Here is a 17,143-nt window from a genome sequence, read left to right on the forward strand (position 1 = left end):
TCGCGGGTTCGGCTACTTCTTCGAGTACTTCACCCACGGGGTGAACGAGTTCTTGTACGGGAGGTGGTCGATGCGCGCCGGCGTGTACGCGTGGTAGCCGGAGTCGTCGATGTACCCGGACTGGATGCTCCGCACGTTCACCCGGACGTACTTCGGGTGGTAGAGGCAGCCCTTCTTCGGCTTGACGTGAACCACGACGGCGCCGTTCTCGAGGTCGTACCGCTCGCGCACCGTCTTGCCGCACGTACCGGGGAACGGATAGGTCACCCAGCTCTCGCGGTGCGCCGTGGATCCCTTGAGCGCGCGGAAGCCACCGTCGCCCGGGATGCCGACCTCGTCGGCAAACTCGGCACCCCCCGACTTGTGGTTCGTGTCGAGCAGCAGGCGGAACTCCCCGACCGGAGTGGACTCCGCGTTCCAGTCGACCGGCTTCATCCTCACGGTGACCCGCACGCCCTTGGCGTTGTTGACGACCTTGACCTTGTAGAGGTCGAAGGCGCTCGACCCGCCGCCCGCGGGATCCGTTGTCGTGGCCTCGCGTGCCTGGGCGCTCGTCGCAGCACTGAGCAGGCCAACGACCAACGCGAGGGACAGAAGAACGCCGCGCCAGCGCCGACGGTTCGTCCCGGAGGCGGGTTCGGTGTTCGAAGTGTGGTGACTGGGCATGACGTTCTCCATCCGTGGCGAGCCGCTGGGTTGCCACTGGAGAGCCGCGTGATGGAATTTCCGTACCCGAACAGCCAGCCCGTCTCGATCGTCGCGAGGCGCGTGCCTGGTCGAGTGCTGAGCGCCCGACGGCGTGAGCATGGGCACCCGCTCCATGGGCACGCAGGAGTCGAGGATCCACCAGAACGTCAAAGACCGATCCGTCGAGGCCACGCAGGGGGAGACCTTGTTGATCTTCCGGCCGCTGCGGAACACCGCGCCCGCGCGCGCAACGAGATCAGCACAGAGGTCGTCTCGATGCTCGATGAGGGCGCTCCGTTCGAGGACATTCGCGAGCTCGTCGCTGGTATCCGCGGCCCCGAGGTCTACGAGTCCGGCGACCTTGACCCCAGTGGCTGGTCCGCCGGCATGGTCCAGGGTCTCGTCCAGGACGTCCCCTCGGCCCGCGAGCCCGTCGAGCCCATGGTCTCCGGCGCCGAGCAGATCACCAGCGGCCGGCGGGTGGGCTACATCGTCTGACGTTGTGAGTGCGTGCCGGTGCTCAAGGAAGTTCCCGTTTGACAGGTGTGAGCGACCGAAGTCGTTAGCATTCTCTTCGTGAAACGTCTGGAGCTCCGGAGTGAGTGATTTCCGCCTTCTAGATTTCCACGCCGATGCGTCTATCGCGAAGGAGCGCCGACGCAATGGCCAATCGCTGACCAACACGCTCCCTCTGAGTCTTGTCCCGGACGGTGTTGATGCAGACTCGCTCGGTCTGTCCTGGGTCACCGTCATCACAGGACGAAACGGCACCGGAAAGAGCAGGGCCCTAGCTGCTATCGCAGCCGCTTTCTGGGTGGCGGACGGGTCCCAACCCAGCGGTCGCAAGCGGACACTCCCTGGGGGCGAGGCGCGTCTCCGGTATGCCTCGGGCGGGGCCATATACGAGGGGAGCGTGCGTCAACATGGTGGATGGACAGTTCAAGCCGAGTCGGGGTTCGAGTCCGATGCGCCCCTTCCACGTCGCGTCATCGCCCTGAGTACCTCCGCGACTGATAAATTCCCACTCCCGTCTCGGGTGGATCAGGAGGAAATTGCGGACGAGTCTCGCTACCGCTACATGGGGCTCCGCGATCGGTCGGGGCGGGCCTCGGCGACCGCCGTTGCCTTTCGCGCTCTCGAAGTTCTTGTCGCCGCAACTGCAGGCACTTTGGAACGCCGCGCGAAGATCGCGGACGTGTTTGGCTTTCTTCGGTACGCGCCGCGTGTCGAGCATACGTACGGATGGCGGTACCGGATTCCAGCCGGCGGGCTCGAAGCTCTAGATGAGCTTCTCGACGATTCCGTCTCGCGCGGGTCTTCGACGCTCCGGGCGATAAAACTGCGACGCATGGTCGCGAATGACCCATCGGTGGCAGTTGCCGTGCGAAATGCGGCGGCCCGTGTGATGTCTCAAACCGACGCAGCCGGGAGAATTCAGATGGAGGCGGACTTTAGGCGGGTAGGAACCGATGAGGTCGCGCGATTCCGGGACATCCAACTGCTCAAGCGAGCTGGGCTAGTCGATCTACGCGCTGTCGAAGTCGAGAGGGCGGCCGACGGGTTGAAGATTGACCTCCGGGAGACCAGCTCAGGCGAGCTGTCGATGGCGAGTGCTTTCCTGGGCTTGGCGGCAGTGATCGAAGACGGGTCTCTAGTGTTGATCGACGAACCAGAAGTGGGTCTTCATCCGGAATGGCAGGCAGATTTCCTACGACTGCTTATGCAGACTTTCGGAGATTACCGAGGTTGCCATTTTATCGTCGCGACCCATTCGCCCCTCGTCGTGTCGGGGGTTCCGCCGCGGGCGTCGAACGTCGTCTCAGTAGACCAGCCAAGCGGTCGACCTGTGATGGGCGACCAGTACGCGGGTGACTCAATTGACGAGGTTCTCGTCAGAGAGTTTGGTGTCCTGGGCGACGGAAACCTGTTCGCGAAGCAGCGGTTGGTTGAAGCTCTCCGTCTTGCAGCGGACGGACGAATCGCATCGGACGAATTCGATGCGACTTTAGCGCCTCTCAAAATCGCCTTGCCAAACCTGAAGAGTAGCAGCCCGGTGCGGTCCCTGATCTTGGAGCTTCTCCAAGCGCAATCTGTGGAGAAGGGGCATGGCTCGTGGAATCAATAGTCTTCACCGACGCAGACTATTCTAACATTCGTTGCGATGAGAAAGGCGTCGACAGGGATTGGTCAGACGAGCTGTTGAAGACCATACGTGCTCGAATAAAGTCTCACTATATTGAACAGCAAGGTTCGGTATGTCCTTACTGTGATAGGCATCAGGGCACAGAAAATCACCGCGTCTGGGACATTGACCATGTGGTGCCTCGTTCAACGCACCCAGCATTCACGTTCGAGCCAAGGAATCTGGTGGCCAGCTGTCCCGACTGCAACGTCGCGAAGGGCGATGCGTCCGTGCTGGTCAACTCCAAGAGAAAGACCTACCCCGCGAAGGCAGAAGCGTTCAACATTATTCATCCACACTTTGATGCATATGACGATCATATCGCCCATAGCGGACACGTCTATGTTGGCAAAACAGTAAAAGGCAAGAAGACGATCTATCAATGTGATCTGCTCCGGTTTGCCCAAAAGTATATTGATTGGTCCACACCGCTTGCGGACGATCGATTCGAAACTGAAGTGGAAGCAATCGTGCGAGGCGAGGCAGGAGCCGATTCGCTTATTGATGGCCTCAGGGACGAGCTCGGCTGAGTGCGGCGGTGCCCTATCGCGCGCTTAGCTAGGCGCCGGACCGCGGGTCGCTTTCCGAGTACGCGAAGGCCTGCTGGACGTGTTAGAGGCTTATGGGCTATGGCGAGTGTCGGCTGGTACTTGACTCGCAGCCAGCGTCAACGAATCGCTCGGGGGCGTCGCACCGCCCCGGTCTCAAAGCGCCCTACCCTTTCCACCCGAGGCGACCTGCGCTGTTACGCAGTTGTTCCCGGCGATCGTACCGTTGAAACCGGCTGTCAAGCTGTTTCGGTTATGCGTTCCACCTGGTGCACTCGTCCGCCGAATGGCTTGTCGCCACAGAAGGCAGTCTCCTGCCTACGACGGACGCGGTGCCGGTGGCGTCCAGATGCTCACCGGTTCAATAACTAAAGGAAGTCGTCACGCTTTGGGACTTGAGAGACCGAGCCGTCGAGGCGACCGGTTGCGAGCCCCTCAGGGCGAGGAGATGAACTGCGGCGCAGTGGACAGCTCGCCGAGGGAGGACGCCAAGCAGTATCGGGAAGCGCGATGTTTCCGGGTTGAGTAGAACCTGGTCGCTGAACGGGTGAGCCCGCGGGAACTCGCGCGAGCGTGAGAGCGAAACAAATGCGCGACGATGACCGCAACCGATCGCGCTCTCGTCAACTCACTGAGATCTCGCATCCATGCAGAACTGAGCTTGCGGGATTCTCGTGCGGGCTGAACCCGCTCATCGCCGGATGGCCGCTTCCATGACTGACAAGTGATTAACCATCGAATGTTCTTTAGCCTTGCCGAGGCCTGGGAAATGCCTTCGCGCGTGCAGTTCGCGGAACTCATCCAGCCCAGGATTCGCGGGGAGAGTCTGTTCGCTGGCGAACGCCACCAACTTGTCTAACGCTTCGAAAAACTTTCCCGCAGGGTCGTCTTGGGAATCGTTGGTGTGCGAGCAGAAGTGACGCATTCGAATGTCGTTTCCGACTTGGTACGTAAGGTGCAAAGCGACCGCGTAGGCCGGACCGCCGCCCTTCTGGTAGCGGCCGCCGATTGTCAAGAAGTCAGAGACGCCGGCATACCCTGCGCTACGGAAGGTGGCCACGCGTGCGGAGAAGATGCTCTCGCCGCGCCCGACGAACTCAGCGTTCTTCTCGACGAGTGGGAACGGGTCGTCGAACCAGATGACGGGTAATCCGCTGAGTGGCAATCCATAAGAACTCGGCACGGATCGGTCGATTGCTATGTTGTAACGCACATCGGTGTACAGGTTTCCACGGAGAGTCGGCGATAGGTCTCGCTCGTGAATAACATCTAGCGTCAGGTCGTTCTGCTTGGTCCGAACGGACTCGATCCAACCTGACATCTCCGTGTGCTCCGCCGCCGAATTCGAAAGAACGGCGATTCCGTGGGTCGCGAGCATGCCGTTGTCCAGGTAGAACCGCCCCACGTCACGCCAGTCTCCAGCCCGGCTGTGGAGTCCGACCGATGGGTTGAGTACGAGCGCGCATCTGAGGCCGTCCTCAGCGATCGCATTGATTCTCCGCACCGTGAGCGCGTCCAGCTTCTTCACTGGCTCAAGAACAGGGGTCACCGTTCCGCGCGCGGAAAACGCCTTCGCGCAGGTCCGTACGGCGAAGAGTTCATGCTGCGACGCACGCAGCCTAGGCATGTACATGTGGGATCTCCGTCTCGAGCCATGTGTGCAACCTTCGGACCTGCTCCCCACTCGGGTTGAGTCGCAGTAATGCAGGCCTGAGAGGAAGAGGAGCGCGTCCGAACGTCCTCACGGTGAGCTTGGGTGCCCTGGTTGAGAGCGCACGGACAAACTCGCGATTGAATCTAGCTGAATCGACGGTAGAAACGGCTTGCTTTGCGAAAGAAAAGACAGCGGTGTTTGGAAGTGCTGGAATAGTAACCCCAATGTTGCTCAACGCGCTGAGGTACTCCGCGCGCCGGAGGGACCGGAACATCGTGACTGGATCAAGCCGAGTGGGATCATCGCGAGCGACCCGGAGATGCACGAGGCCGTCTCCCGGGTCCGTAAGGGTCGCAAGCCCTACCATCCGAAGCTCGGGATCGTCCGAGATGCGATCGATTAGTCTGCGAGAGCCAACAACCGTCACTCTCGGAGCGATAAGTCGGTAGTCATCGAGTTGCTTCCTGAGCCGTCCGATTCCATCGAGTTCGCTCTTTATTTCGATCGCATGGGCGACATCGGAGACGCAAAGCATATCGGCAAGAGATTCCCCGGCCCTGAACTCAGGTAACACCACGCTCCCTTGCCCGGAAACGTCCCGCAGCACGGCCGTCCGATAAACGTGATCACTTCGGTAGTGCTGCCTGAGGTAGCGATCGCAACGCCAGACCAAGGAACGCATCGACGTGACTCCGGCGGTCATTCCAAACCGGTTAAGACGCGCAACGGCGGCGTCTGCCTTCGCGTGTGGCTCTGAGTCTGAAATCACCGAGCGAATTACAGCAGAAGACAGAAGCGCTGCCGCCGCGCGAGCTTCAGGACGCTGCTTCATTTGCCGGCTCCAGCGGGTGGTCCGTACGCCAGCCAATCGAACACGATTGCGAGCTTTGCGTACGGCGTTCCGAGATTCTTCTGCTGCCTCAGGTTCCGGTTCGCGACTAGGTAGTCCCGAAGGCCGTCCGCGTCCTTCGTCAGTTCCAGCACCATCCAAGGATCAGACAACATGGCCTCTTCGCCAAGTTCGGCCAAGGCATCCACGAACGCTCCTGATCGTGTAGTTCGGCGAGCACCGAGATTCGCGAGGTCACGTTCGACGTACGTCTGGACTTTCTTTGGGAGTCGGTCAATGTCACCGACTCCGCCATGAGCGTCGAGAAAGTTACCCTTCCGAAGGTGCTTCCAGTAAGGCACGTACCAGTTGCTCGCGAATGATCGTGCGAAAACCTCACGGATGATCTGCTCGCTCGGAAGGTCTCTGTCAGGACAGCCGAGTAGGTCGTCAACGAGGTCCCAGCGTGATAGGCCGATTAGTCCCTTCACGGTCATTTTGGCTCCAACTCCGAAGACGACGTCCAGCTGGTCATCGCCTGAGTTGATATCGGAGACCTGAACGAGCCGCCCATCGGGGTCATTGTTCTTGACCAATTCATAGATTTGGTCCTTGAGTTGTCGAAGGACGCGCGCGGGAAGTGCTCTGTCCTTGCTCGCTAAGGCTTGAAAAATACCTAGAAAATCGGGAACGACCAATTCCCACGCTTGAATCGAGGCGTCCTCGACTTGAATGGTTCGAGAACGGACTTCTCCGCTCGATGACTGATCCCAGTTGATCAGAATTAACTGGTCCTTCAATCGTTCGGCGTTCTTCCCGCGGAGCGCCCGAACGAGTGACCTCAAGACCGCGAGGACGTTGTCATCGTTCATGCCGTAACCGATGAAGATGATGGGGTGCTCAGCGAAAAAAGTCATCAATTTGGCCGCGAGATAGGCGTCGCGGTCCCGGAAGTCGTCATAGTCTTCCTGTGTCAGGACAAGCGAACCTGGGTCCCGGGACGAGCCGTGAATCATGTAGATTTCCGCGATCCCTTGAGGATTCGCAAAAAGCAACTCGTCCTGCCCTGAATAGACGGTATAGTCCGGGAAGACGACAGACAACAGGTTGTCGTAGTTCGTCGTTACGATGCCCTCTACGTTGGCGCTCGACAAAGCATCGAACTCAGTCCGGTGCCGTCTCGGTACTCGGAACGAAGAGACGGCATCTTCGAAGAACTTCGCTGTCTCGATCTTGAGTGAGGAAGCTGGGGTGGTGACGAGACTCCCGTACATCTCGCGCGAGTCCGCAAAGCGTTTGTCCTCCCACCACACTTTGTAGAATCGTTCGGCTAGGAGAGTCGCCGTTAACGGAAGGTGACCAGAAGCTAGACCGCGGTAGTACTCGAGGGGCTGGTCCGTGAACGCTGCGAAGTGGCGCAGCAGGCCCTCCCAGTCGGGCAGGTCAGCATAACGACGTGAAAGCCCCGAGCCTACGAACAGATACGGCGATGCCCTATGGCGAAGATGGTCGCTCAGGAACTCGTGGGGGGTAAGCGCGCTCACCGTCGGATCCTATTCCGCGCAGAGTCTCGCGCAGGACTGTTGTCCTATCGGTGGCGGGTTGGCGTCGGGGCGGAGACGTTAGGTCGATTGTGTGCGGACCCGCGGCGGACGGAACGTCGTAAGGGTACGGCGACCGCGTGCCGCGGGCCTATGCAGTTGAGTGATCTGCCCCAGCGCCTCAGGCGGTCACGTCTCGTGCTCGCCCGAACTTGGCAACTGCTTGATGACGAATGTGTCTGCAATGGCGCGCATGTGAATCGGCGGGGTAGGCCGAGTGGCGTTGCCCGTGAGCCGACACACCTGTCGGGCGATGCGGAGTCAGTGTCAGCCGTTGGATAAGGATGCGAGCTGATCGTTTTCTAACGGCGGACCGGACATGAGGTTTCGCCGAGCTTGATCGACCGCGGGTTCGAGTGGTCTCGATACACCGGCCCTCGACCACCGGAAACACGAAGGGCCCGCGCTTACGCGCGGGCCCTTCGAAACGTAACGTCAGCGGACGGGGACGCGGCCGCCGTCGACGGAGAAGGTCTGGCCGGTCATGTAGTTGCAGTCCGGGGAGGCCAGGAAGACGTAGACGCCGGCGATCTCCTCGGGCTCGGCCCAGCGGCCCATGGGGATGGACTCGAGGTACTTGTCCTTGAAGCGCTCGTCGGTGCGGATCGTCTCGGTCATCGGCGTGGACGCGGCGGGGGCGATCGCGTTCACGATGATGTTCGCCGGGGCGAGCTCCTTCGAGGCCGAGCGGGCCATGCCGAGCAGGGCGGCCTTGGCGGTGGCGTAGTTGATCTGGCCGATCGTGCCGTTGATGCCGGCGGCCGAGCTGGTCAGGATGATGTGGCCCTGCTTCAGCTCGCGCATCCCCGGCACCACGGCCTGCAGCCAGTAGAACGAGCCGTTGACGTGCGTCTGCTGCACGATGTCCCACTGCTCGTCGGTCATCTTCCACAGCATCGCCGGGCGGGTGACGCCGGCGTTGCTCACCAGGATCGTGATGGTGCCGAGCTTCTCGGCGATCTCGGCCGCGGCGGCATTGACCGACTCGCGGCTCGCCACGTCGTTGGCCACGCCGATGGCCGTGCCACCGTTCGCGTTGATCGCGTCGGCGACCTCCTGCGCGCGGGCGCCGTCGATGTCCGTGACGGCGACCTTCGCGCCCTCGGCGGCGTACCGCTCGGCGATCGCGCGGCCGATGCCCTGGCCGGCGCCGGTGATGACCGCGACGCGGTCCTGCAGAACTCCAGTCATGAATGTGCTCCTACGTCGTGTGAAAAGTGCAGAGTGGGAAGAGGTCAGAGGGTGGTGGCGTCGCCCAGCAGGGCCGTCACCTGGCTCGACAGCACGCCGCCGTTGCCGTGGACGAGACCGACGTGCGCGTCGGCCACCTGGCGGTCGCCCGCCTCGCCGCGCAGCTGCCGGACCGCCTCGATGATGAGGAAGATCCCGTACATGCCCGGGTGCGTGTACGAGAGCCCGCCGCCATTCGTGTTCACCGGCAGCCGGCCGCCGGGCGCGATCGCGCCGCCCGACACGAACTCGCCGCCCTCGCCCTTGGCGCAGAAGCCCAGGTCCTCGAGGAACAGCAGCGTGTTGATCGTGAACGCGTCGTAGACCTCGACGACGTCGACGTCCGACGGCACCAGTCCGGCCAGCTCGAACGCGCGAGCGCCCGACTCCTTGGCCGCCGTGGTCGTCAGGTCGGGCGTGGTCGAGATGTTCATGTGGCGCGACGCCTCGGCCACCGACAGGACCGGCACGAGCGGCTTGCCGAGGTCGCGCGCTCGCTCGGTGGAGGTCACGATCACGGCTCCCGCGCCGTCGGTGACGAGGCAGCAGTCGCGCACCGACAGGGGAGTTGAGACCATGCGCGCGCTGAGCACCTCGTCGAGGGTGAGCTCGTCGCGCATGAACGCGGCCGGGTTCAGCTGCGCCCACTTGCGGGCGGCCACGGCGATCTCGGCGAGGTGCTCGCGCGTCGTGCCGTACTCGTGGAAGTGGCGCGCGGCCGCCAGCGCGTAGCCCGAGACGGGCATCCGCGGGCCGAACGGATTCTCGTAGGACGGCACGAGGTTCGCGCCGGAGGTCGCGAGCCCACCCGAGTGCGAGCGCTGGTTGCTGCCGTACGCGATGAGCGCGACCTCGGCCATGCCCGAGTTGATCGCGGCGGTCGCGTGGCGCAGGTGCGCGACGAACGAGCTGCCGCCCGTGGCGGTGGTGTCGACGTACCGCGGCGTGAGGCCGAGGTATTCGCTCAGCGTCGTCGCGGGGAACGTGAAGAAGGCGGAGTGGCAGAAGACGGCGTCGACGTCCGAGGGCTTGAGCCCGGCGTCGGCGAGCGCGGCCAGCGAGGCCTCGCCGGCGATCTGCAGGGCCGAGACGCCCGGGCCGACCTCGCCCAGACCGGCCTCGGCGACACCGACGATCGACGTGCTGCCGCGCAGCTCCTTCTCAGTGGTGCTCATGCCGTGGCCTCCAGGCGGACGAAGGGGAGCAGCTCGCCGTCGGCGACCAGCGGGCGGATCTCGGTCTCGACGCGGTCGCCGATCTTCGCGGCCAGCGCGTCGTCACCGTCGAGACGCGACATCATGCGGAATCCCTCGTCGAGGTCGACCACGACCACCGTGTACGGGTCCACCCCGCGCGGGGAGATCGTCGTGGCGGAGTAGATGGTGCCGCGACCCTCGCTGTCGCCCCAGGCCAGCTCGGTCGATCCGCACGAGGGGCACACGGGCCGCGGCGGGAACACCGCGTGCGACTCCGAACACCGCTGGAACGCCAGCGCTCCGGCCTCGAGCCGCGACCGGAAGGTCGCGTCCAGGGATCGTGATTCCTCGATGGTCATCGGGCCTCCCGCCTTGATCTCTCGGACGTTCCGAGGGTAGCATTCACAATAGTATACATTCATGCATGAACTTCGGTACCCCACGAAAGGCGAACACGATGGCCGCTGAGGACACCCCTCCCTCAGGACCCTTCTCAGGCGTCCGTGTCCTGGACCTGACGCGTGTCGTCATGGGCCCCCTGGCCACCCAGGTGCTGGCCGACCAGGGCGCCGACGTGATCCTCGTCGAGGCGCCCGGTGGCGACACCAACCGCGTGATGGGCCCCGGCCCCCACAAGGAGCTCTCGGGCATCGCGCTCAACCTGCTGCGCAACAAGCGCTCGATCGACATCGACCTCAAGTCCGAGGAGGGCCGGCGCATCATCGTCGAGCTCGTCCCGCAGTGCGACGTCGTCGTCGCCACGATGCGCCCGCAGGTGCTGACGCGCCTGGGCCTCGACTACGACTCGCTCAAGCAGCTGCGCCCCGACCTCGTCTACTGCCAGGCCCAGGGCTTCCCGCTGGCCAGCGACCGCTCCGAGGAGCCTGCGTACGACGACATCATCCAGGCCGCCAGCGGCGTCGCCGACATGGTCGAGCGCGTCACCGGCACCCCCTCGCTGCTGCCCACGATCTTCGCCGACAAGGTGTGCGGCCTCGTCATGGCGCAGGCCATCAGCGCCGCCCTCTTCCACCGCGAGCGCACCGGCGAGGGCCAGCACATCGAGGTGCCGATGCAGCAGGCCACCGCGGCGTTCATGCTCGCCGAGCACGGCAGCGGCGCGATCGCCGAGCCGCCCGTGAACGACGAGGGCCGCCCGGCCTCGGGCTACCCGCGCGTGCTCTCGCCCGAGCGCCGCCCGCACCCGACCAAGGACGGGATGGTGCACCTCTTCCCCTACCTGCCGCGCCACTACGCGCAGCTGTTCGCCGAGGCCGGCGTCGAGGGGGCCGAGTCCGATCCCCGCTACGTCGACCAGCGCGCCACGCTGATCCACTCCGACTCGCTCTACCGCGACGTCCGCAAGGTCGCGCCGCAGCGCACCACCGAGGAGTGGCTGGAGTTCTGCCGCGTGGTCGGCATCCCCGCCACCCGCGTGGCGAGCCTGCAGGACCTCATCGACGACCTCGAGATCGCGCAGCACCCCACCGCCGGAGGCTGGCGCGTGATCCCGCAGCTCGCGAACTTCTCGAAGACGCCCGCCAGCGTGCGGCGTCCCGCGCCGCTCATCGGCGAGCACACCACCGAAGTCCTGGACGAGCTCGTCCACTCCGTCGCCGGCCGGCCGTCCGGTGCGGGGGAGTCCGACACGGTCAAGGGGCTGGCATGAGACTGACCGCGACCGAGCTGTCGCCCGCCGAGCGCGCGCTCAAGCAGGAGGTGCGCGAGTGGCTGGACGAGCGCCTGCCCGAGGGCTCGTACCCGCTGGGCCTGGGCATGGGCGGCGCCGTCGACCCCGAGTTCTCGCGCGACCTCGGCGCGCAGGGCTGGATCGGCATGTCCCTGCCCCGTGAGTACGGCGGCCACGGCCGCACCGCGGTGGACCGCCTCGTCGTGGTCGAGGAGCTGCTGGCTCGCGGCGCCCCGGTGGGCTACCACTGGATCGCCGACCGCCAGTTCGGTCCGGGCATCGCGGTGAACGGCACCGAGTGGCAGAAGGAGACGTTCCTGCCGGGCATCGCGTCGGGTGAGTACTCCTTCTCCATCGGCATGAGCGAGCCCGACTCCGGCTCCGACCTGGCGTCGGTGCGCACCCGTGCCGAGCAGGTCGACGGCGGCTGGCGCATCAACGGCACGAAGATCTGGACCACCGGCGCGTACACGGCCACGCACATCGTGGCGCTGCTGCGCACGTCGGAGGACCGCCACCGCGGCATGACGCAGTTCATCATCGACCGCCACACGCCCGGCCTGACCGTCTCGCCGATCGAGTTCATCGACGGCACCAAGGACTTCTGCGAGCTCTCGTTCGTCGACGTCTTCGTGCCCGACGACCGCCGCCTCGGCGAGGTCGGCGCGGGCTGGTCGCAGAACACCGGCGAGCTCGCGCTCGAGCGCGGCGGCGTCGACCGCTGGATGAGTGTCATGGCGCTGCTCGACCGCTGGGTGCGCCAGGAGGCGCAGCGTCCGGGCGGCCACGCGGCCGAGCTCGGCGCGCTGACCGCCCGCGCCTGGGCGTTCCGCGGCATGTCGCTCGCCGTCGCGCGCATGGTCGACGCCGGGCAGTACCCCGTCACCGAGGCCGCGCTCATCAAGGAGATGGCGACGCGCTTCGAGCAGGACTGCACCGACCTGATGGTGCGCCGATGGGGCCGCACGCCGCGCCCCGACTCGGACGATCCGTACGAGCGCCTGCTCGCGACGGCCGTCCAGGTCGCGCCGGCCTGGACCATCCGCGGCGGCACGAACGAGATCCTCCGCTCGGTCATCTCCAAGGGATTGAGGAAGAACGCATGAGCACCGAAGTCGACCCCGATCTGCGGGACATGCTGGAGGACTTCTTCGCCACCGAGGTGACCCCCGTGGTCGTCGAGGAGGCCGAGCGCGCCGGCACGTACGCCGCCGACGTGTGGAAGAAGGCCGAGTCGCTCGACCTGCCGTGGATCGGCATCGACGAGGAGCGCGGGGGTGCCGGCGGCTCGCTGGCCGACCTCGTGGCGCTCGTCGCCGAGGCTGCACGCCGGGCCACCCCCGCGCCGTTCGTCGAGCACCACCTCGCCGCGTGGCTCGTGGCGCAGGCCGGCCTCGATCGCATCGAGGGTCCGCTGACCGTGTCCGGGCTGACCGAGACGGTCGAGGTCTCGGGCGACCGCCTGACCGCGACCCTCCCCGAGGTCGCGTTCGCGGGCGATGCCTCCGCCGTCGTGGTGCTCGCCGAGTCCGACGGCGCCGACGTCGTGGCCGTGCTGCGTCCCGCCGACGCCATTCTCGAGCCGCACGCCGACATCGACGGCACGCCCGTCCCGACCGTCGTCGCCTCGGACGCGCCCGTCGTGGTCGCGCCGCTGTCGGTGACGGCCGAGGACGTGCGGCGTCGCGCCCTCCTGCTGCGCAGCGCCGTGCTCGCCGGCCTCACCCGCGCGATGTTCGAGCTCACGCAGTCCTACACCGCCGAGCGCCACCAGTTCGGCAAGCCCGTCGGCTCGTTCCAGTCCGTGCAGCTGCACGTCGTCACGCTGGCTCAGGCCGCCGAGATGTCGCAGGTCTGCGTCGACCGCGCCGCCGGCGCGCTGTCCATCGGCGGTGGCGAGTTCGAGGTGCTGGCCACCGCCGCCGTCACCGCGCAGAACGCCGTGCAGGGCGCCCGCTCGGCGCACCAGGCGCACGGCGCGATCGGCATGACGCGCGAGTACGCCCTGCAGTTCCTCACCCGCCGTGTCCAGGCGTGGCGCCAGCGCTGGCAGTCGCAGACCGACGTCGAGGACGCCGTCGCCGGCTGGGCGCTCGAGGCCCCGTCCCTCTCCGGGCTGATCGCCCGCCACCGTGAAGAAGGAGTCGTCGCATGACCGACGCCGTGAACGTCATCCGCCAGGGCCACATCGCGATCCTGGAGGTGAACCGACCGCCGACGAACTACTTCGACGTCGAGGTGCTGACCTTCCTCGCCGACACCGGCATCGCACTGGCCGAGGAGGGCGTGCGTGCCATCGTGCTGGCCTCCGCGGGCAAGCACTTCTGCGCCGGCGCGAACTTCGCCGAGGGCGACATGGCGGAGGCCCGCGTGGAGTCCTCGCGACGCATCTACGCCGCCGCCGCCCGCATGTTCACCATCCCGATCCCCGTGGTCGCCGCCGTGCAGGGGTCCGCCGTCGGCGGCGGCCTCGGGCTCGCGTGCGCAGCCGACTTCCGCGTGGCCGCCGACACGAGCCGCTTCCACGCGAACTTCTCCGCCCTCGGCTTCCACCAGGGCTTCGGCCTGAGCGTGTCGCTGCCGCGCATCGTCGGCGAGCAGCAGGCCTCGCGGCTGCTGCTGACCTCGGCCCGCCTGACCGGCACCGAGGCGTTCGAGATCGGCCTCGTCGACGAGCTCGTCGAGCCGGACCAGATCCGCGACGCCGCGATCGCGCTGGCGGACACCATCGCCAGCCGGGCGCCGCTCGCGGTAGCGTCCATGCGCAAGACCCTGCGTGGGTCGCTCGCCGACGACGTGGCCCAGGTCCTGGACCACGAGATCAGCGAGCAGACGTGGCTGTGGCGGACCGAGGACTGCGCCGAAGGCATCAGTGCGAACCTCGAGCGTCGCGACGCCGTGTTCACCGGCCGTTGATCGTCCCCCCGAACGACGAGGAGCAGAAGTGAAGATTCGTGGCGCCGTCCTGGAGTCCATCGGGGCTCCCAGCCCGTTCGACCAGTCCCGCCCGCTGCAGGTGGCCGAGCTCGACCTCGCCGAGCCCGGGCCCACCGAGGTGCTGGTCCGGGTCGAGGCCGCCGGGGTGTGCCACTCCGACCTCTCCGTCGTCGACGGCAAGCGACCGCGTCCCGTCCCGATGCTGCTCGGCCACGAGGCCGCCGGTCGGATCGAGCAGGTGGGCGCCGAGGTCACGGACCTCGCGGTCGGCCAGCGCGTCATCATGACCTTCCTCCCGCGCTGCGGCGAGTGCGCCGGCTGCGCCACCGACGGCATGGCGCCGTGCGTGCCGGGCTCGGTGGCCAACGGCGGCGGTGAGCTGCTCGCCGGTGGCAGCCGGCTGAGCCGCGACGGCTCGCCCGTCACGCACCACCTCGGCGTCTCGGGCTTCGCCACGCACGCCGTGGTCGACCACCGCTCGCTCGTCCCCGTCGAGGACGACGTGCCGCCGAACGTGGCGGCCGTCCTCGGCTGCGCCGTGCTCACCGGCGGCGGCGCCGTCATCAACGTCGCGAAGCCGAGGCCGGGCCAGACCGTGGCGGTCGTGGGCCTCGGCGGCGTCGGCCTCGCGGCCGCGCTGACCGCGCTGTCCTACGAGGGCGTGCGCGTCGTCGGCATCGACCCGCTCGACCACAAGCGCGCGGCCGCGCTCCAAGCCGGCGTCCACGAGGCGCTGACCCCCGACGAGGCCGCCGCCTCCGGTTTCAAGGCCGACGCCGTGATCGAGGCCGTCGGCAGCGGCCGGGTGTTCGCCTCGGCGATCGCCCTCACCGCGCCGGGCGGCAAGACGATCACCGTGGGCCTGCCCGCACCCGACGACACGATCGAGCTGTCGCCGCTCGCCCTCGTCGCCGAGGGCAAGACGCTCGTCGGCAGCTACCTCGGCTCGGCCGTCCCGAAGCGCGACATCCCCGTCTTCGTCGACATGTGGCGCGCCGGCCAGCTGCCGCTGGAGCACCTCGTCAGCTCGACGATCGCGCTCGACGACATCAACCGCGCCATGGACGACCTCGCCGACGGGTCCGAGCTGCGCCAGATCATCGACTTCACCCAGGAGTGACCGTGAGCGTCGCCGAGTTCATCGACTCCCTGCTCGCCGGCCGCACGGCCGACCTCTACCTCGACGGCCGCTGGACCCCCGCGTCCGGTGGCGCCACGTTCGCGGTGGAGGACCCCGCCACGGGCAAGGTCATCACCGAGGTCGCCGAGGGCACTGCCGCCGACGGCCAGGCCGCCCTCGCCGCCGCCGATGCCGCCCAGGCCGCGTGGGGCGCCACCACTCCGCGCGAGCGTGCCGACATCCTGCGCGGCGCGTTCGACCTCATCACCGCTCACGCCGACGACTTCGCCCGGCTGATCACGGCCGAGATGGGCAAGTCGCTGGCCGAGGCGCGCGGCGAGGTCGCGTACGGTGCCGAGTTCCTGCGCTGGTTCTCCGAGGAGGCCGTGCGCATCGACGGGCGCTACGGCACGCTGCCGTCGGGCAAGCTGCAGATGATGGTCGACCGCCGTCCGGTGGGCCCCTCGCTGCTCATCACGCCGTGGAACTTCCCGCTCGCGATGGCCACCCGCAAGCTCGGTCCCGCCCTCGCGGCCGGCTGCACCACGATCGTGAAGCCCGCCGAGCTGACGCCCCTGACCACCCTCGCCGTGGCGAAGGTCTTCGAGGAGGTCGGCGTCCCGGCCGGCGTCATCAACGTGCTGACCACCACCGATCCCGCGGCCACCGCCGGTCCGCTGCTGTCCGACCTGCGCCTGCGCAAGCTCTCGTTCACGGGCTCCACGCCGGTGGGCAAGGCGCTGCTGGCGCAGGCCGCCGAGGGCGTGCTGCGCTGCTCGATGGAGCTCGGCGGCAGCGCGCCGTTCATCGTGTTCGAGGACGCCGACCTGGACGCGGCCGTCGAGGGCGCGATCGCGGCCAAGACCCGCAACATCGGCGAGGCCTGCACGGCGGCCAACCGCTTCCTCGTCCACCGCGACGTGCACGACGAGTTCGTCGAGAGGTTCGCCGCGCGCATGGGTGCGTTGAGGGTGGGCGCCGGCGACGAGCCGTCGACCGACCTCGGCCCGCTGATCGACGACCGCAGCCGCGTGCGCGTGCACGGCCTCGTGACCGACGCCGTCGAGCGCGGCGCGCGGGTCGTGGTGGGCGGCGACCTGCCCGACGGTCCCGGCCACTTCTACCCGGCCACGGTGCTGGCGGGCGTCTCCGCCGAGGCGCGGGTCGTCACCGAGGAGATCTTCGGCCCGGTCGCGCCGGTGCAGGTGTTCTCCGACGAGGACGAGGCCGTCGCGCTGGCGAACTCGACCGAGTACGGACTCGTGGGCTACGTCTACACGCCCGACCTGGAGCGCGTCATGCGCGTCGCGCCGCGGCTGCAGTTCGGCATGCTCGGCGTGAACGCCGGCGTCGTGTCCGACCCGGCCGCGCCGTTCGGCGGCGTGAAGCACTCGGGCCTCGGCCGCGAGGGTGGCCGCGAGGGCATCGACGAGTACCTCGAGCACCAGTACGTGGGCATCGCCCGCTGA

At 66.6% G+C, this 17,143-nt stretch carries 16 protein-coding genes; 9 read left to right on the forward strand and 7 right to left on the reverse strand.

Features of this window, described 5'->3' with window-relative positions:
• Positions 1-12: 12 nt before the first annotated feature.
• Entirely contained in the window at positions 13-582 is a 570-nt protein-coding gene (locus ACGWYL_RS06910; protein ID WP_395486772.1) for a hypothetical protein, read from the reverse strand.
• Between the two features lie 381 nt (positions 583-963).
• Here ACGWYL_RS06910 and ACGWYL_RS06915 point away from each other — a divergent pair, with 381 nt between their 5' ends.
• The 3 genes from ACGWYL_RS06915 (at position 964) to ACGWYL_RS06925 (ending at position 3,399) form a co-directional block, all read left to right on the forward strand.
• The gene (locus tag ACGWYL_RS06915; RefSeq protein WP_395486773.1) at positions 964-1,185 is read left to right on the forward strand and encodes a hypothetical protein; all 222 of its coding nucleotides are present in this window, start codon (positions 964-966) and stop codon (positions 1,183-1,185) included.
• A 100-nt stretch (positions 1,186-1,285) separates the two neighbouring features.
• Entirely contained in the window at positions 1,286-2,812 is a 1,527-nt protein-coding gene (locus ACGWYL_RS06920; protein ID WP_395486774.1) for an AAA family ATPase, read from the forward strand.
• A complete protein-coding gene (locus ACGWYL_RS06925; protein WP_395486775.1) occupies positions 2,800-3,399 on the forward strand; it encodes an HNH endonuclease in 600 nt (199 codons plus the stop codon). Before ACGWYL_RS06920 ends, ACGWYL_RS06925 begins: the two co-directional genes overlap by 13 nt.
• Positions 3,400-4,108: 709 nt before the next feature.
• Here the strand turns inward: ACGWYL_RS06925 and ACGWYL_RS06930 are convergent.
• The 6 genes from ACGWYL_RS06930 to ACGWYL_RS06955 all read right to left on the reverse strand — a co-directional run bounded on the left by ACGWYL_RS06930 (position 4,109) and on the right by ACGWYL_RS06955 (position 10,286).
• Positions 4,109-5,050, reverse strand: coding sequence for a sce7725 family protein (locus ACGWYL_RS06930; RefSeq protein ID WP_395486776.1), 942 nt, complete (start codon positions 5,048-5,050; stop codon positions 4,109-4,111).
• The gene (locus ACGWYL_RS06935; RefSeq protein WP_395486777.1) at positions 5,037-5,903 is read right to left on the reverse strand and encodes a sce7726 family protein; all 867 of its coding nucleotides are present in this window, start codon (positions 5,901-5,903) and stop codon (positions 5,037-5,039) included. The genes ACGWYL_RS06930 and ACGWYL_RS06935 overlap by 14 nt, the downstream gene beginning before the upstream one ends.
• On the reverse strand, positions 5,900-7,444 hold the full coding sequence (locus tag ACGWYL_RS06940; RefSeq protein WP_395486778.1) for an SIR2 family protein: 1,545 nt from the start codon (positions 7,442-7,444) through the stop codon (positions 5,900-5,902). The genes ACGWYL_RS06935 and ACGWYL_RS06940 overlap by 4 nt, the downstream gene beginning before the upstream one ends.
• Before the next feature lie 492 nt (positions 7,445-7,936).
• A complete protein-coding gene (locus ACGWYL_RS06945; protein WP_269304742.1) occupies positions 7,937-8,692 on the reverse strand; it encodes an SDR family NAD(P)-dependent oxidoreductase in 756 nt (251 codons plus the stop codon).
• Positions 8,693-8,736: 44 nt separating this feature from the next.
• Positions 8,737-9,906 (reverse strand): acetyl-CoA acetyltransferase, encoded by a 1,170-nt coding sequence (locus ACGWYL_RS06950; RefSeq protein ID WP_395486779.1) that lies wholly within the window; start codon positions 9,904-9,906, stop codon positions 8,737-8,739.
• Positions 9,903-10,286 (reverse strand): Zn-ribbon domain-containing OB-fold protein, encoded by a 384-nt coding sequence (locus ACGWYL_RS06955; RefSeq protein ID WP_269304746.1) that lies wholly within the window; start codon positions 10,284-10,286, stop codon positions 9,903-9,905. The genes ACGWYL_RS06950 and ACGWYL_RS06955 overlap by 4 nt, the downstream gene beginning before the upstream one ends.
• Before the next feature lie 98 nt (positions 10,287-10,384).
• On the opposite strand from ACGWYL_RS06955, the gene ACGWYL_RS06960 reads away from it, so the two are divergent.
• From ACGWYL_RS06960 to ACGWYL_RS06985, 6 genes are read left to right on the forward strand one after another with little or no spacing between them, the layout of a single operon-like run.
• Positions 10,385-11,596 carry a CaiB/BaiF CoA transferase family protein gene (locus tag ACGWYL_RS06960; RefSeq protein WP_395486780.1) on the forward strand — a complete coding sequence of 404 codons (1,212 nt, stop codon included), beginning with the start codon at positions 10,385-10,387 and terminating at the stop codon, positions 11,594-11,596.
• Positions 11,593-12,723, forward strand: a complete 1,131-nt coding sequence (locus tag ACGWYL_RS06965; RefSeq protein ID WP_395486781.1) for an acyl-CoA dehydrogenase family protein — start codon at positions 11,593-11,595, stop codon at positions 12,721-12,723. Before ACGWYL_RS06960 ends, ACGWYL_RS06965 begins: the two co-directional genes overlap by 4 nt.
• Complete coding sequence (locus ACGWYL_RS06970; protein ID WP_395486782.1) at positions 12,720-13,772, forward strand: acyl-CoA dehydrogenase family protein; 1,053 nt, start codon at positions 12,720-12,722, stop codon at positions 13,770-13,772. Before ACGWYL_RS06965 ends, ACGWYL_RS06970 begins: the two co-directional genes overlap by 4 nt.
• The gene (locus ACGWYL_RS06975) at positions 13,769-14,533 is read left to right on the forward strand and encodes an enoyl-CoA hydratase/isomerase family protein (protein WP_395486783.1); all 765 of its coding nucleotides are present in this window, start codon (positions 13,769-13,771) and stop codon (positions 14,531-14,533) included. Before ACGWYL_RS06970 ends, ACGWYL_RS06975 begins: the two co-directional genes overlap by 4 nt.
• A 28-nt stretch (positions 14,534-14,561) precedes the next feature.
• On the forward strand, positions 14,562-15,674 hold the full coding sequence (locus tag ACGWYL_RS06980) for an alcohol dehydrogenase catalytic domain-containing protein (RefSeq protein ID WP_395486784.1): 1,113 nt from the start codon (positions 14,562-14,564) through the stop codon (positions 15,672-15,674).
• Positions 15,675-15,676: 2 nt separating this feature from the next.
• Positions 15,677-17,143 carry an NAD-dependent succinate-semialdehyde dehydrogenase gene (locus ACGWYL_RS06985; protein WP_395486785.1) on the forward strand — a complete coding sequence of 489 codons (1,467 nt, stop codon included), beginning with the start codon at positions 15,677-15,679 and terminating at the stop codon, positions 17,141-17,143.

This window comes from Aeromicrobium sp. JJY06 (assembly GCF_044069275.1).
GTDB lineage: Bacteria > Actinomycetota > Actinomycetes > Propionibacteriales > Nocardioidaceae > Aeromicrobium > Aeromicrobium tamlense.